The following is a 15084-nucleotide window of genomic DNA, read 5'->3' on the forward strand; positions in this document are numbered from 1 at the left end:
CGGCCGAGTACTCACACCGTCACGAACGGCCAAATCGTCACACCGGTCACGGCCAACCAGCACACTTCAACAAGATCGTGTTACGAGCTCTTAGAAGGCGCCTACTCTGTTCTGGTGTTTCCTGGCTTTTGGGGCCCGGTCCTGGGTCGTTTCGTGCCGATTCGCTGACGGCAGACACATTAAGTCCTGTACGGACTGGATTAACTCGGCGAACGAAGCAAACCTAGAGCGGTCTTCGGAAATCCGGGCGATCTGGAACGGGCTCTCCGCGGATCGGCCGGATCCGCGAGTGGTGCGTCGCGTGCGCAACATAGCCGACGATCGCCGGTTGGCCAAACCGGCGCTTCGTCGGACCATTGATGGACCAGGGGACGCCGACGCGTCCCGATGTCTCGCATGAGGAGCCAAGTAGTTTGTCGCAGCCCGCAATAGATGAATCGTCCTTGCTCTCCGTGGGCCACGTCCGCGCTCTTCTGAATGGATCCAGGAGGAATCTCCGGGAGTCGTGTTTTCCCTTTCTCGCCTCCATGGCGGGCACCGCACTATCGCCGGGCGAGGCGGCCTCGGTTCGGGTACACGACGTGACGCTCCCAGACGGGGAGTTCGGGGAAATGTTGGTCCGCTCCGGCGAGGGCCGGAGGGTCCCTCTCTCGCCGGAACTCGTGGGTGTGCTGCGGCCGATGGATCGGCGGGGCGGGCTTGAAGACGGGCGATCTGTTGTTCCTTGGTGAGCGGGGCGGGCCGTTGGCGTCCTCCGAGTGCCGGAGGGTGTGGAGGCAGGCTCGCCAGGCGGTGTTGAGTCCGGAGGAGATGCAAGCGGGTTTGGGGGAGCAGGTCTCCAGCGTGCGTGATTCCTTTCTGGATGCCTGGCTCAAGGCAGGTGTTCCGGCATGGGGCGTCGCTGAGTGGGCTGGTGTGAGAGGGAGTTGGGTTGCGCTGCGATACCCGCATCGTTTCCGGCTGGAAGACGTCGAGATCGACTGGGATCACCTGGAAGAGATCACGGGCCTTCCGGACGCTGCCGAGCGGTAAGTTCCGTCCCGCGCTCGGACTCACGATCCGAGCGTGGACCCTCCCGTCGCACGCATCCCGAACGTCGGCGGTCCACGCCTCGCTGCGGTCGCCGTGTCACATGGGCTCAGCTCTTCAGCGATGTGGTCCCAGTGTCGTGATGGGGCTGGTTGACCTTCGCCCTGGACCGGCCGGCTAAATCAATTCGCCAGCTTGGCCATTCCACCCCTGTTTCCGAGGACTCGCGCATGACTGCCCGTTTGCTGTCCATCCCCGCTGTCGCCGCCGCCCTGGACGTCGACCGCCGCACCGTCTACCGCTTCATCGCCGCCGGAGACCTCCCCGTCGTCGATCTGCGCACAGGGACGGAACGTTCCCGCGTCCGTGTCCCTGCTACCGGGCTGGAGGAGTTCATCGCCAGCAGGCTTGTCGCTGCCCCTCGCGCCCGCCGATGATCTCTCGCCATCAGTCCGGCCCTCGCCGTTCCTGAACGAAGGAGTAGTACCGCGTACCTGCGCAAATTGAAGACCGGCAAGTGGCAGGCGACCGTTCGAAACCGGGCCGGAGACCGGTTCAGCGAGTCTTTCCCCCTCAAGGCCCAGGCACGGGCCTGGGGCATCGAGCTGGAGACCCAGTTCGCGCGCGGAGGCATGCGCGACCCGCGGGCCGGCGAGATCGCCTTCCTGGAGTGGCACGACCGGTGGTGGAACGCCCGCATCGTCGAACCCCACACCCTGCGGGGCGACGGGTCCAGCATCAAGAACCACGTCATGCCGTATTGGGCGGACTGGGAGATGCGGGCTATCACCCGCATGGACGTCCAGAGCTGGATCCGCTCCCTGGTCGAGAAGGGCGCAGGCCCTGCCGCGATCAAGCGGGCCTACAACCTGACGTCGTCCATCATGCGTGCGGCGGTCGACGACGATGTGATCGCGGTGAGTCCGTGTCGCAGCATCGATCTGCCGCCTATCGCGGTCAAACCGCCACAGTGGTTCACGCCCGACCAGGCGCAGAGCATCCTCGACGGACTCGCCCCCGTCTGGCGGACGATGTGCCTGCTCGGCTTCTACACCGGACTGCGCTGGGGAGAGCTCTCCGGCCTCCACCGGCACCGCATCGACACGCGCCGCTCTCGCCTGTTCGTGGTGGAGGTCAATACCAAGAGCGGCATCAAGGAGTACCCCAAGAGTTCCAAGAGCCGTCGGGAGGTCCCACTCCCGCCCCACGTCCTGGACGCTCTCGAACGCCACATCCACCGGCTCGACCGCGACGCGGTGGTGTTCACCACCATTACCAAGGGCCGCTCCGGGCGCCTGCTCGCCGACAGTAACTGGCGACGGCAGACCTGGTGGCCTGCCGTCGAGGCCGCCTACCACTTCGGCGACGACGGCGAGCTGCAACTCGTCCCGCACTACCCGCCGCACTCCATGCGCCACACCTGCGCCTCATGGCTGGTCCAAAAGGGAGTCTCGCTCTACGAAGTCCAGCACCTCCTGGGCCACGAGAGCTTCCAGACCACCCAGCGCTACGCCCACCTGCAGCCGGACGCCCATAAGGCCGTCCTCAGCGCTTGGGAGCGCATGGAAAACCCCCTCACGATTGCCGCATAAAGCGGGCCGTCGCCCTGTTCGTCGTGGACAGGGCGACGTCAGCTCGTAGCGCGGCCGGACAGCCGGCTTCGGCGGCGCGAGCCAGCGTCACACCGTCCGCTCCGACACCCCCAGGTCGCCGGAGACCGTACGCACGTGCGCGGCAGTCAACGCCTCGTCCTCACGCAGCCGGGACAGCCGTTCGACTGCTGCCCGGCGCTTTTCCGCCGACACCCTCCCCATGGACCGAAGTGTCAGTGGTGGCAGAACCACCGCGCCCAAACATGTGCCCGTATCCGCACGTCCGAGTGGACCTTCGCGGAACCGGTGGCGCCAAGGCGCCGGGCGTGATCCGGATGGGGTCTTGAGGGCCCGGATTTCCTCAGCAAAGGATGTCGGAGGGTTGTTGAGGGGTCGCGGTTTTTGAGGGAGTTATTGAAGGCTCTCGGGCCTCCTACGGGGGGTTCCGGGCCGTTCCTCAGAAAAGGATGGTTAGTTGACGCCACACTGCCGTACGTGACGACGACCCTGACCGACATGTTCGACGCCGACGACGACCTCCTGGCCGCCTTCCCCGCGCGGCCGAGTGAGATCCGCATCGGCTACGCGCGGGTGTCGACCGGCGGGCAGAAGCTAGACCGGCAGGTGGACGCGCTCACCCTCGCGCGGTGCCGGCGAATCTTCAAGGAGAAGAAGTCGGGCAAGAACGGCGCACGGCCGGAGCTGAAGGCGTGCCACGCCTTCCTGGAGCCCGGGGACATCCTCGTCGTGCCGTCGCTGGACCGGTACGGGCGCTCGCTTCAGGACCTGGTGAACATGGTCGCCGAGCTGCGTACGCACGGGATCGGGTTCACCTCGCTGCACGAGAAGCTCGACACCCTTACCCCCGGCGGCCGGCTGATCTTCCACGTCTTCGCAGCCCTCGCGGAGTTCATCCGGGAGCTGATCGTGCAGGGCACCAACGAGGGCCTGGCCGCCGCGCGGGCCCGCGGCCGTGTCGGCGGCCGGCCCACCGTCGTCAGCGAGCAGATGCTGCGCGCCGCCCGCGACATGCTGCCCAACCCGGAGAACAGCATCGAGACGATCGCCAAACTCCTCGGCGTCTCGGTCGGCACCCTCTACAACCACATCCCCGATCTGAAGGAGCTGCGGACTTCCCGCGTCCCGGCCCAGCTCACGGGCGGCAGCCGATGACGAACACGCCGCCCACCCTGCCAGCCCCGTACATGCGGCTTCTGCCGCCTGCGCCGCCGCCCGGCCGCCCGTCCTTCCTTCGGCTCCAGGCAGAGGCACGGGCGATTCTGCTGGCCGGCGCCGCAGTGCCGCTGCCCCAGCCTGTCGTACGGCTGCAAAGGCGACTCCGCGACCGGGTCCGTGACGAGCTGCTCGACACGGGTGCGGTCGGACACCGGCTGTACGTGCTGGAGATCGCCGGGCCCAACCCGCGCGTGAAGATCGGCCGTACCGAGAAGCTGTGGACGCGTATCGACCAGCACCTGCGGGAGATGAACCGCTACCAGTACGGACTGGTCGACGCCCACCTGACCGAACGCCTCCCCGACGACCGGGCGCTGGGGCGGGCCGAGGCCCAGGCGCACGCCTGGATGGCTCGGCACTATCAGCCGATCACCAGGGAGGAGTACGCGAACGCCGACTACGACTTCGCCGTCACCTGCGCCAACGCCGCCGCCAACCTCCACCTCACCCGTCCGATCCGAAGGCAGCCCACCACGTGAGTGACCTGACCCTCTTCACCGACACCACCCCGCCGCCCACGGCGGGCGGTGTGACCGCGCCCGTCGTGTACGGCGCGGTCATCATCAGCGCGGTGGAGACCACCTGGCGCGAGATCCGCCATCGCTTCACCGGCATCCCCGACCTTTCCGTCACCGTGCCGCCCCCGGCCAGTGCCCAGGACGCCACCAAGTGCACCGCCCTGCGCACCGGGCGCCGCTTTGTCCGCGACGGGCACCTGACCATGGAGCTACAGGTATCCTCCGGCACCCTCGGCCTGGACGGACGGCCCCTGATGGAGGGCCTGCTGCGCCACGCCGCGCACGGCCTGGCCCTCACCCGGGACATCGTCGACGTCAGCGGCGGTGACTGGCGCTGGCACAAGAATCGCTACGGGCGGCTCGCCCGCGAAGTCGGGCTCACCCCGCCAGCCCGGGCCGCCCGCGTGATCGACATGGGCCGCTGCCCGCTGTTCGACGCGGGAGCCGAGCAGGTGGGCGGAGGCGATCGCCGCTCTCGACGCCGCGGCCGGCGTCGAGCTCGAAGCTGCCGTGCAGGCCGTCGCCCCGCCGCGCGGCGGACGCTCCGGCGCCCGGTTCGCGATCGTCTGCGAGTGCACCCCCGTCCCCCGGCGCCAGCAGGTCACGCCCTTCTTCTACGAGCAGGGGCCGCTGCTCTGCGGGGTGTGCCTGACCAAGGTCCGGCCGGCCGACGCGGTTCTGCTGCCTGCGCAGACGACTGGGGAGAACGCGTGATCTCCTCCCCGCACCGCATGAAGGGCAACGCGTTCGCCCTGGGCGCCAACCGACCCGGACAGAGCGGACTCTTTGGACCATACGGGTCGGATACCGGAGACGAAGGCGACGAGCACAACCAGGGCCATCCCTACGAGATGAAGGACCTGACACCCGGTGGCTGAGACAAACTGGCAACTGGTCGCGGACGGACTCGGCCATCTGTTCGCAGGGCCGACGGCGGAGCAGCTCGCCCTCTCGGACGCGCTGGTGATTCCCATGGCTACCAATACCCCCACCCCGTTGGCCGGCGCCCTCCTACGCGCCCAACTCGCGAAGCCATTGCGCCTGCGGGAGCATCCGGGTATCGACGAGCCTGAGTACAACTACCTCGCCAGCGTGGCCGCCGAGACCGGTCTTCGCATCCCGGTCCAGGAGGAGGTAGGAAGCCGCGACGTGCTGAACGGGTGGCTCGAAGTCGCCTGGGCGCGGCGCACGGTCCATCATCTCGAACGGCTGCGCCCCGAGGTGGGCGATATCGCCGTTTCCGTGAAGAGGAGAAAGCCCGATGAGGATCGATACGGGCAGATCAGCTCGATCAGCCTGAGCGGTCTGCTGAACTTCCGCGGTGGTCTCGGACGCCGAGCGTGGCCCCATACCGTCAAGCACCTGGTGAAGCCGGGCGACGCCGACCACGGCGATCTGCTCGCCAAGGCACGCGAAGAAGCCACTGCCGAGGACCGGCACCCCGAGCGCGTTACCAACCGCGAGCTGGCCCTGCTCGACAGATGGAAGGTCCCTCGGCGCCCGTCAATGGTGGAATGCCGAGCCCTCCACGAGGCGTTGGTCAACGCCACCGAGGAACGGCCCATGCAGGTCGTCCTGGAGAACCACCCAGCCCTCCTGGCCAACGTGATCGCCGGCCACCACGGAATCTGGGTCCGCCCGCAGGTTCGTCTCGGCGACAGGTACGTCTCGGACTTCCTCATCGCCAGTCGGACCTCGGCTGGCCTTCGCTGGCACCTCGTCGAACTGAAAAGCCCCACCGAGCGGCTCACCAACCCTGGAAACCAGCGTGAGTCGCCCACGCTGCGCCATGCCATCGACCAGATCCAGGACTGGCGCGAGTGGCTGAAGGTCAACCTCCTGTCTGCCCGGGCTTCCCTCCCGGGCATCACCGTGGATGCACGCGGGCTCATCATCATGGGTCGGGAGGACGTGACGGACAGCGCCCGCGAGATCCGGGATCGCCATTCCGCGAACGACCGGATTGAAATCCGGACGTACGACTGGCTTTTGCGGGCCGGCCTCGGTGCCGACTCAGCGCTCCCAGGTCTGCTCGACACAGAAACTGGAGACCTCGACCGCGACTGGTAGAGAGCGCCTGGCGGGGCCCAGCGGAGGAAACGACCATCACTCCGCTGGCGCGCACGACCCTGCACCGAAATGCTCCCCGCCCTGGCCCGGTACTCCCGAGCCAGGCGGGCTGCTGCCGGGCTTAAGCGTGGGCGAGTTCCTGCAGCAGCGCGTCGAGGAACTCCGGGTCGCCGTCGTGGAGGCCAATCTGTGCGCAGGTCATGCCGGCGGCGTGCAGGCGGTTGCGGGTGGTGGCATGTCCTGGGTGGAGGCGTTGGAGGTGTTGTGCGTGCGGGGTGGCTTCCTCGGCGCGGTCAAGGAGCGCGGCGAGCTGACGGGTGGTGAGGTGGGTGTGGCCGGTGGTGGCGAGGGCGCGTTGCACGGCCCGCTCGTAGGCGTTCATGGGCGTCTACCGTAGCCGGGAGCGGTCCGATCCGGGTCAGGGCGTAAGAGGCGCCGGAGGGCCATCTGTCTGGGCCGGCCGCGTCGTATGGGCCCGTCGACGCTGGCCGTGCGTCCGCCCCGGCCGATACGTCGGGTCATGGGCAGATCGTAGAACTGAGGGACAACGTGCCGCGCCACTGACACTTCCCGTGGCAGAGGGGAGCCATGCCATGCCAGATTGTCCGTTCCGAACCGACGTACGGCCGTGACGCTCATTTGACGCTCCGGGGGCCCGCTGGCCCTCATTCGGGACCCGAAAGCCTCTCCGACCTGCTGTTTTAATGCCTTCGTGCAGGCCAACATCTTTCCGATGACGCACCACGTGGAATGTGTTGCCATCCTTGAACCGGCGGCAAAGGGCTCCTGACCTGCGGTTTTTAGTGTGCGCGTCATATGTGGTGTGGACGTTACGGGATGGGCCGATTCCTCGGTGCGAGGCCGACGGCCCGACGGCCCCAGGAAGGGTGGCCACGGGGCGCCGTCCGGCGCACTGTGTGCGGTCAGCGGGCGATCGAGATCGCGAAGGGCGCGAATCCGCTGGACCGGATCACGTGCGGTACGAACAGTATGGCGGCCTCCGTGGCGCGGGCGGTCTGGATCCCGCCGAGATCGGTGATCCACTCCTTGCGCCAGCCGAACTCGATGAGCAGTTCGCGGACGGTCTGCTTGGCCTGCGGGTCCTCGCCGGAGAGGAAGGCATCGGGCGCCTGGGTGAGCGTGGCCGGCGCGGTCATCACCGGGAAGAGCATGGTGTTGAGTGTCTTGACGACGCGTGTTTCGGGGAGCGCTTCCTGGAGTTGCTCGGCGAGGCTCGAGCCGGGGTAGATCAGGTCGGCGGGCAGTCCGTCCGGTCCGTCGATGGTGGCGTTGGAGACGTCGACGAGGATCTTGTCCCGCAGTTCCTCGCGCAGGGCGACGAGCCGGTCCAGCGAGCCGGCGCCCGGGGTGGCGTTGATGACGATCCGGGCTGTCCGGGCAGCGTCGGCGGCGGCGCCCGGCGCGCGCTCCGCCACGGTCACCTCATGCCCTGCCCGGGTGAGGGCTGCGGCCAGGTTGCCGCCGACGCGGCCGTTTCCGAGAACTGCGATCGTGGTCATGATGATCTGGTCCTTCCGTAGGTGCAGGTTGTGGTGCGCGGTCAGCGTGAGAGCGTGGCGACGGCCTCGGCGTGGACGCCGGGTGCGGTGGCCAGGAAGCTCTCGCTCTGCGGGGTCCAGGGGCGGCCCTCGGTGTCGGAGATCCGTCCGCCGGCCTCGGTGACGAGCAGCGCCCCGGGCAGCAGGTCCGCGCGGGCGCCGGCGAACTGCCAGAAGGCGTCGATCCGGCCGGCGGCCACGTTCAGCAGGTGCAGGGTCGCGGGCACGGCGGTGCGGACGACGAGTGCGTCGAAGAGCATCGCGGTGATCGAGGAGCCGACGCGCCGCACGACCTTCTCGTCCTCGTCCGGCCGGGCCTGGCTGGTGGCCACGATGCTCAGGCCGAGGTCCGCGGTCCGGGAGACGTGCAGCGGCCGGCCGTCGAGGTGGGCGCCCGCGCCGGTGAGCGCGGTGTAGGTCTCGCCGGTCAACGGCAGGTGGACGGCGGTGAGCACCGGCTGGTTCTCACGCACGAGGGTGGCGGTCACCGCCCAGTCCGGCAGGGCGTGCAGGTGGTTGACGTTGCCTTCGGCCGGATCCACGACCCACCATTCGCCGGGCGGCAGCGCCCCGCCGTCCAGCTCGTCCTCCACCCAGCCGGCGTCCGGGCGCAGGCGCGTGAGGCGGGGGCGCAGGATGTCGAGGGCCGTGTCGTCGTTGGCGGCGAGCGCGCGCATCAGCTCTTCGCGGGTCTGGTAGCGGACCACCTCGCCGAAGCGCTCGCGCAGCGCTGAACCGGCCGCGCGGACGGCGATCGCGGCCTGGGCGAGCAGGTCGGCGTCGGAGGCGGGGAGGGCAGTGGTCTGAAGCATTTCGGACATGGTGGTGCTCCTGTGGAAGGAGGGGTAATGGGGCCGGTCGGGCCCGAACTGCGCCTTGCTTCTTGCGCTTTCGTCTCGAAGGTATAGAGCCCAATCATTAACTTCAAATGCATGTAAAGCACGGCTAGGATTACTCATATGCAATTGGATTTGAATCTCCTCGCCGCGCTCGACGCGCTGCTGGAGGAGGGAAGTGTGGGCGGGGCGGCCGCGCGCCTGCACGTCACCGCCCCCGCGATGAGCCGGAGTCTGGGCCGAATCCGGCGCGCGACCGGGGATCAGATCCTGGTGCGCACCGGCCGCACGATGACCCCGACGCCGTACGCGATCGCCGTCCGGGAACAGGTGCACGAGCTGCTGCACCAGGTCCAGGGGGTGCTGGCACCGAGCCGTGAACTCGATCTGGCGACGTTGGAGCGCACTTTCACGCTCCGCTGGCACGATTCCCTGGTCGCCTTGAGCGGCCCCGCACTGCTCGCGGCCGTGCGCGGACAGGCCCCGGGCGTGCGATTGCGCTTCGTCGCGGAATCGAGCATCGACACCCCCGAGTTGCGGCGCGGCGAGGTCGACCTGGAGGCGAACGCCAACCGCCCGAGCGCACCGGACATCCGTGCCGAGAAGGTGGGCGAGACCCGCCTTGTCATCGTCGTGAGGCAGGGGCACCCCCTCACCCGTGTCAGGACCGTCACCGCGAAGCGGTACGCCGCCGCCGAGCACGTCACCGTCTCGCGACGTGGAAACCTCGGCAATGCCCTCGACGACGCCCTCGTGCGGCTCGGCCTCACCCGCCGCGTGGTGGCGACCGCGCCCACGGAAGCGGCCGCGCTGGAGTTCGCGCGCGGCTCCGATCTCCTGATCAGCGTCCCCGAAGCCACCACGCGGTCAGCGGTCGCCGACCTCGGCCTGGCCGTGCTCCCCCTCCCGCTCGAATTGCCGTCGGCACCGATATACCTGTCGTGGCATCAGCGCTACGACACCGACCAAGCCCACGCCTGGCTGCGCGGGCTGGCGCGAACCGCGCTGGCCATGTGAGGAGCGTCGCGCTGCCAGGCTCGTCCTCGTCCAGGCGGCCGAAGCGACCGCCGTGGGAATCGTCCCCGACCTCGTGGTGCAGCACAGTGGCGTGCGCACCAGGCCTCGACAGTTGCACACCCCGTCTGAGCTTGTTCCGGTCAGACCTTCTCCCGCCGCCACACCCGGCGCCCCGGGCCGGCGGCGGGGCGGACCGTGCGTGCGTCACGGCCGACGTGGGAGTTCATCGCTGACCGGAGCCGGTGGCGGGAGGTGAATCCCGGGGCGGGTCCTGCCTTCGGGGGCCGCTCCCGGACGTCGGCCTTCGTGCACAGGACGTCCCATACCCGGTCCGGGCACTCCCCGTGGCGCCAGAGAAAGTCGCAGTACGGGATGTGCGCGATCTCCAGGTTCAGCCAGCCGTCCTTCTTCAGTACGCCCTGCCACTCGGACAGGCGGAGCTTCAAGTAGCCGCGTTGCCGGCCGGACTTGTCGACGCTGGTGATGCCGAGTACGCGGACGAAGCCCGGGGTGTGTTCCAGCACCAGCACCGGACGCTCCTTGTAGGTGTTGTCGTCGTGGGTGAGTTCGGCCGTCCACACGTCGCCGACGGCGGGTGGCCAGGACGTCACTCCGGGGGGTGCGGGACGGGCAGGCGGTCCGGTCCTCATCCAGCGTGTCAGGCGGGCGGCCGCGGTCATCGCGCAGCCGGTGGACAGCCCCACCAGCGACCACCACAGGGCGGCGAGCAGCAGTGTCCCGGCGGTGGCGTGGTCCGGGTCGGGGACGAGGGTGCCGCCGGTGTGGTGGATCCAGTACCCGGTCACGGCGGCCAGGAGCGCCTTCCACAGCGCCGTCCGCAGCAGGACCAGCGGGAAGTAGCCGTGGTCCACGATCCGCATCAGACCCAGTACGGCGGCGGTCGTCGCGTAGATCACGGTCATTCCGGCCATGGGCTGCTTGTCGACCTCGGCGTCCAGCGGTGCCATGACGGCCGCCACGACGCAGCAGAGTCCCACCGCGCGTGCCGCGACCAGCAGGCGGCTCCGCTTGAGCCGCGCGGGCGCCGCCATCCGGACCAGCGGTCGGGCGACCAGTACGCACAGTACGAGCAACGCGACGCATATCCAGGTGTTCCTGGTATCGGTGAAGCCGACGCGGAGCACCGGGAACATCAGCACCCACATCGCCCAGGAGCCGAGTCCGACCGCCAATGGCGCCCCTACCGAGTATTCGGGAGTGCGTCGCTTCGATGGCAGCCGTGGCTGCTGCATGCCTCCCATCAGCGGTGTGCTCAGACACACCAGAAGTACGGCCCCCGCCAGAATCGCCTTCACGTTTCCCCCGGCTCTCGTCGCTGGGAGCAGCATGGCCACGGGGCCGGCGTGCCCGGCGTCGTTTCGCTCTTCCGTAGCCGTGCGCCGGGCAGTCTGGTAAGCGGCTGTCTTTCCGGACGCCTTTGAACACGGCCTCCAGCGCGAGCACGCCGGCACGTTGGGTGCGCCGCCGGACCGTAACGACAAAGAGCTGTCAGGGTTAGCCGTTGTAAGAGCGAGAGGTGGGCCGGAAATGGTCGTCAACAACATTGTCGGGCAGCCCACGACGGGTGGGCTGGTATCTGACTCGGTGGGCGTCTCCGGCTATTCCGTGGCCGCTGTGCAGGCACGAACACAGATCCATGGGTTCCTGGCTGCCGTCGGGCTGGCCGAGGAGGAGCCGGACGGTGGGGTCGTTCCTCCCGGGCATGGCGGCCGAGTTGTGCACCCGCCCACTTCACGATGAGGGCTGTCACGCGTCGCCGGATCGCTCAGTTCCTCCCCCTCGCCCGGCAGCGGACGCCGCCCCTGCGACTGTCCATGTCGCCATGCCCCACAGGGAGAGCGCCGAGATGAGGCCCACCACGAGGCGAACGGTCTCGTCCGGGCCGTTGGTGAGCCAGACGGTCACGCCCGTCGCCCCGGAAGCGATCAACAGGCCCGCCGGTATGCGCAGTCGGGGCTGCTCGAACACCGCCGCCAACGGCAGGAAGTGCAGCCCGACGACAACCGCGATCAGCGGGGGAACGAGCACCGGCACCCCGAGGTGACGGCAGACCGCGACGACAGCGATGATCAGCAGCCACTGGAGCCCGTTGATCTGGTTGAACCGTCGGCGTCGGCCGGCGGGGAAGGGTCCCCCTGCCGACGGGGGAAGCGAACGGCGCGCGGCGAGCATCAGCCCCACCGTGACGGCACAGCCGGCCACGAGCAGGATCTGCCGCGTCAACCCGTCGAACGCGCTCGAGCCCAGCAGCCACCAGCCGAGCCCGAACAGCGCGAAGAACCCCACCCCTGACCTGAACATGATCGAGACCCTAGGCGGAAGAGCGGCCCGGCGGTCCAGGAATGCTCAACTTGGCGCGGGCCTCGTCGGCCGACGGCCCCTCAGGCCGGATACGCGTGCGTCTGAGCCGCCTTGACCGTTGCCCAGACCGTGGCTCCGGGGCGCAGGTCGAGTTCGGCCGCGGCGACCGTGGTGAGGTCGGCGGCCAGGGGGAGTTCGCCGGTGAGGGCGACGCGGATCTGGTCGCCGTGGGTTTCCATGCCGGACACCTCGCAGCGCCACAGGTTGCGGGCGCTGGCGCCGCTGGGGCGGTCCTGGTAGAGGGTCACCGCGCTCGGGGGGAAGGCGACGAAGACCGGGCCGGTGAAGTCCTCCGTGGTGGTGACCGCCGATCCGTGGTCGACGTGGACCGTGTGTCCTTCGGCCTCGCCGCGGTAGAGGTTGAGGCCGACCAGGTGGGCGATGTAGTCGGTGCGCGGGCGGCGGGCGATGTCGGCGGGGGTGCCCCGCTGGACGATGTGGCCGTCCTCGATGACGACGAGATGGTCCGCGAGAACCATGGCGTCGAGCGGGTCGTGCGTGACGAGGACGGCGACGGCCTCGAACTCGGCCAGATGGTGGCGGAGCTGGGCGCGGACGTCGAGGCGTGTGCGGGCGTCGAGGGCGGCGAGCGGCTCGTCGAGGAGGAGCAGCCGGGGTTGGGTGGCCAGGGCGCGGGCGAGGGCGACGCGCTGGGCCTGCCCGCCGGAGAGACGGCGGGGTTTCGCGGAGCCGTGCTCGGCCAGACCGAGGCGCTCCAGCCATGCGGCGGCCTGGGCGCGGGCCTCCGCCTTGCTCGCGCCGTGGCAGCGTGGCCCGAAGGCCACGTTGTCCAGGGCGGACAGATGCGGAAAGAGCAGATAGTCCTGGAAGACGACCCCGACCGGTCGGGCTTCCGGAGGCATACGGTCCAAGTCCGAGCCGTCGAGGTGGAGATGGCCGCTGGTGAGGGGAACGAGACCGGCCAGTGCGCGGAGAGCCGTGGTCTTGCCGGCGCCGTTGGGGCCGAGCAGGGCGACGACGTCTCCGGGGGCCGCTGTCAGCGTGATGTCGAGACGGAAGGAGCCGCGCTCGACCACGAGCCGCGTGTCGAGCCCCTCGGCGGCGGCATCGGTCTTCTCGGCATCGGTCTTCTCGGGATCGGTCATGAGGCGGTCATCCAGCGGTCGCGCAGACCGGCGAGTACGGCGATGGACACGGCCAGCAGGACCAGGCTGAGGGCGATCGCCGCCGCCGGGTCGTTCTGCAGGGCCAGGTAGACCGCGAGGGGCATGGTCTGGGTGCGGCCGGGGAAGTTGCCGGCGAAGGTGATGGTCGCGCCGAACTCGCCGAGTGCCCTGGCCCAGGCCAGGACCGCGCCCGCCGCGATACCCGGCGCGATGAGCGGCAGGGTGACGCGGCGGAACGCGGTGAAGCGGGAGGCGCCCAGCGTCGTGGCGGCCTCCTCGTAGCGCGGGTCGGCGGCGCGCAGCGTGCCCTCCACGCTGATGACGAGAAACGGCATCGCCACGAAGGCTTCCGCGATCACGACTCCCGCGGTGGTGAAGGGCAGGGTGATCCCGAACCAGGCGTCCAGCCACTTGCCGACGACTCCGTTGCGGCCCAGTGCCATCAGCAGTGCCACACCCCCGACCACGGGGGGCAGGACCAGTGGGAGGGTCACCAGGGCGCGCACGAGCCCGCGGCCCGGGAAGTCGACCCGGGCCAGCAGCCAGGCCAGCGGCACCCCGATCACCAGGCTCACAGCGGTCGCCGCCGTCGCGCAGACCAGGGACAGTTGGAGGGCCTGCCACACCTCGGTGCTGGTCAGCAGCTCGGGCATGCTGCGCCAGGGGGCCCTGACCAGCAGGGCGACGAGCGGCAGGACCAGGAAGGCCAGGCCGATCAGCGCGGGCAGGAGGAGGGGCAGCGGGGCGCCCCCGCGACCTCCCCCGCGACCGCCTCCGCGACCGCCCCTGGGGACGCGGCGGCGCCGCGGGCCACCCGTGAGGGTGTCCGCGGCGTCGGCCTTGTTCAGGGAGGGAGAGGTCACGGCTTGAGGAACCCGGCCTCGTTCAGGACCTTCTGGCCTTCGGCGGACTGCACCAGCTCCATGAACGCCTTGGCGGTCCCGGTGTTCTCCGAACTCTTGAGGAGGGTGATGGGGTAGTCGTTGACGGCGTCGGCCGACTCGGGGAACTCCACGCCCTCCACCTTGTCACCGGCCGCCTTCACGTCGGTCTTGTACACGACCGCCGCGTCGGCCTCCTTCAGGACCACCTTGTTGAGGGCGGACTTGACGTCTTCCTCGTAGGAGACCGGGGTGAGCTTCAGCTTGCTCGCGTCCAGGGCCTTCTGGGCGGCGGCGCCGCACGGCACCGTCTTGTCGCACAGGACGACCTTCAGGTCCGCGTTGGCGAGGTCCTTCAGGGAGGCGACCTTGTCGGGGTTGCCCGGCAGGGTGGCGATCTCCAACTGGTTGCGCACGAAGGTGGCGGGCGTGCCGGAGGCGTCTCCGGCGTCCGTGACGATCTTCATCGTCTTGGGGCTGGCGGAGGCGAACACGTCGGCCGGGGCGCCGCCGGTGATGCTCGCGGCCAGCGCGTCGCTGCCGCCGAAGCTGAAGGTGACCTTGGTGCCGGGGTGGGCCTTCTCGAACTCCTTGCCCAGCGTCGTGAAGCTCTCCTTCAGCGAGGCGGCGGCGAAGACGGTCACCTCTCCGGACGGCTTCGGCGAGCCGGAGGCCGACGCCGAGGAGTCCGACGCCGACGAGGAGTCGTCGGAGGACGAGCAGGCGCTCAGGGCCAGCAGCGCGGCGGCACCTGCGCCGGTCACCTGCAGCATCCGGCGGGTCCGGCGCACGGTACGGGTCATCACGGGTCCACTCCCTCTGGTCCTCACGGACACA

General features: G+C 69.3%; 17 protein-coding genes. 8 read left to right on the plus strand and 9 right to left on the minus strand.

Annotated elements, in window-relative coordinates:
* Positions 1-822 precede the first annotated feature (822 nt).
* The 3 genes from ACFT4A_RS02425 (at position 823) to ACFT4A_RS02435 (ending at position 2621) form a co-directional block, all read left to right on the plus strand.
* Positions 823-1032: a hypothetical protein gene (locus ACFT4A_RS02425; RefSeq protein ID WP_382825224.1), complete on the plus strand. Its 210-nt coding sequence runs from the start codon at positions 823-825 to the stop codon at positions 1030-1032.
* A gap of 227 nt (positions 1033-1259) precedes the next feature.
* Positions 1260-1466 (plus strand): helix-turn-helix domain-containing protein, encoded by a 207-nt coding sequence (locus ACFT4A_RS02430; protein WP_382825226.1) that lies wholly within the window; start codon positions 1260-1262, stop codon positions 1464-1466.
* 66 nt (positions 1467-1532) lie between these two features.
* On the plus strand, positions 1533-2621 hold the full coding sequence (locus tag ACFT4A_RS02435; protein ID WP_382825228.1) for a tyrosine-type recombinase/integrase: 1089 nt from the start codon (positions 1533-1535) through the stop codon (positions 2619-2621).
* A gap of 87 nt (positions 2622-2708) precedes the next feature.
* On the opposite strand, the gene ACFT4A_RS02440 is transcribed toward ACFT4A_RS02435, so the two are convergent.
* Complete coding sequence (locus ACFT4A_RS02440) at positions 2709-2843, minus strand: hypothetical protein (RefSeq protein ID WP_382825230.1); 135 nt, start codon at positions 2841-2843, stop codon at positions 2709-2711.
* Between the two features lie 273 nt (positions 2844-3116).
* On the opposite strand from ACFT4A_RS02440, the gene ACFT4A_RS02445 reads away from it, so the two are divergent.
* From ACFT4A_RS02445 to ACFT4A_RS02460, 4 genes are read left to right on the plus strand one after another with little or no spacing between them, the layout of a single operon-like run.
* Positions 3117-3794: a recombinase family protein gene (locus ACFT4A_RS02445; protein ID WP_382825231.1), complete on the plus strand. Its 678-nt coding sequence runs from the start codon at positions 3117-3119 to the stop codon at positions 3792-3794.
* Positions 3791-4336 carry a hypothetical protein gene (locus ACFT4A_RS02450; RefSeq protein ID WP_382825233.1) on the plus strand — a complete coding sequence of 182 codons (546 nt, stop codon included), beginning with the start codon at positions 3791-3793 and terminating at the stop codon, positions 4334-4336. Before ACFT4A_RS02445 ends, ACFT4A_RS02450 begins: the two co-directional genes overlap by 4 nt.
* Positions 4333-5253, plus strand: a complete 921-nt coding sequence (locus ACFT4A_RS02455; RefSeq protein ID WP_382825234.1) for a hypothetical protein — start codon at positions 4333-4335, stop codon at positions 5251-5253. Before ACFT4A_RS02450 ends, ACFT4A_RS02455 begins: the two co-directional genes overlap by 4 nt.
* The gene (locus ACFT4A_RS02460) at positions 5246-6445 is read left to right on the plus strand and encodes a Shedu anti-phage system protein SduA domain-containing protein (protein ID WP_382825236.1); all 1200 of its coding nucleotides are present in this window, start codon (positions 5246-5248) and stop codon (positions 6443-6445) included. Before ACFT4A_RS02455 ends, ACFT4A_RS02460 begins: the two co-directional genes overlap by 8 nt.
* Positions 6446-6566: 121 nt before the next feature.
* Here the strand turns inward: ACFT4A_RS02460 and ACFT4A_RS02465 are convergent, their stop codons facing one another.
* The 3 genes from ACFT4A_RS02465 to ACFT4A_RS02475 all read right to left on the minus strand — a co-directional run bounded on the left by ACFT4A_RS02465 (position 6567) and on the right by ACFT4A_RS02475 (position 8825).
* On the minus strand, positions 6567-6827 hold the full coding sequence (locus ACFT4A_RS02465; protein WP_382825237.1) for a hypothetical protein: 261 nt from the start codon (positions 6825-6827) through the stop codon (positions 6567-6569).
* A 541-nt stretch (positions 6828-7368) separates the two neighbouring features.
* Positions 7369-7965: an NADPH-dependent F420 reductase gene (locus tag ACFT4A_RS02470; RefSeq protein ID WP_382825239.1), complete on the minus strand. Its 597-nt coding sequence runs from the start codon at positions 7963-7965 to the stop codon at positions 7369-7371.
* A gap of 41 nt (positions 7966-8006) precedes the next feature.
* Positions 8007-8825 carry a 3'(2'),5'-bisphosphate nucleotidase CysQ gene (locus ACFT4A_RS02475; RefSeq protein ID WP_382825241.1) on the minus strand — a complete coding sequence of 273 codons (819 nt, stop codon included), beginning with the start codon at positions 8823-8825 and terminating at the stop codon, positions 8007-8009.
* 138 nt (positions 8826-8963) lie between these two features.
* Between ACFT4A_RS02475 and ACFT4A_RS02480 the strand changes: the two genes are divergently transcribed.
* Positions 8964-9857, plus strand: a complete 894-nt coding sequence (locus ACFT4A_RS02480) for a LysR family transcriptional regulator (RefSeq protein WP_382825243.1) — start codon at positions 8964-8966, stop codon at positions 9855-9857.
* 140 nt (positions 9858-9997) lie between these two features.
* Here ACFT4A_RS02480 and ACFT4A_RS02485 read toward each other — a convergent pair whose 3' ends face one another.
* The 5 genes from ACFT4A_RS02485 to modA form a co-directional block, all read right to left on the minus strand.
* Positions 9998-11050 carry a hypothetical protein gene (locus ACFT4A_RS02485; protein ID WP_382825245.1) on the minus strand — a complete coding sequence of 351 codons (1053 nt, stop codon included), beginning with the start codon at positions 11048-11050 and terminating at the stop codon, positions 9998-10000.
* A 574-nt stretch (positions 11051-11624) separates the two neighbouring features.
* Positions 11625-12179 carry a hypothetical protein gene (locus ACFT4A_RS02490; RefSeq protein WP_382825246.1) on the minus strand — a complete coding sequence of 185 codons (555 nt, stop codon included), beginning with the start codon at positions 12177-12179 and terminating at the stop codon, positions 11625-11627.
* A gap of 80 nt (positions 12180-12259) precedes the next feature.
* Entirely contained in the window at positions 12260-13345 is a 1086-nt protein-coding gene (locus tag ACFT4A_RS02495; RefSeq protein WP_382825248.1) for an ABC transporter ATP-binding protein, read from the minus strand.
* Positions 13342-14229, minus strand: a complete 888-nt coding sequence (gene modB / locus ACFT4A_RS02500) for a molybdate ABC transporter permease subunit (protein WP_382825250.1) — start codon at positions 14227-14229, stop codon at positions 13342-13344. Before modB ends, ACFT4A_RS02495 begins: the two co-directional genes overlap by 4 nt.
* Positions 14226-15050 (minus strand): molybdate ABC transporter substrate-binding protein, encoded by an 825-nt coding sequence (gene modA / locus ACFT4A_RS02505; protein WP_382825252.1) that lies wholly within the window; start codon positions 15048-15050, stop codon positions 14226-14228. The genes modB and modA overlap by 4 nt, the downstream gene beginning before the upstream one ends.
* Between the last annotated feature and the right edge of the window lie 34 nt (positions 15051-15084).

Source organism: Streptomyces sp. NPDC057099, assembly GCF_042671245.1.
GTDB classification, from domain to species: Bacteria; Actinomycetota; Actinomycetes; order Streptomycetales; family Streptomycetaceae; genus Streptomyces; species Streptomyces purpurascens.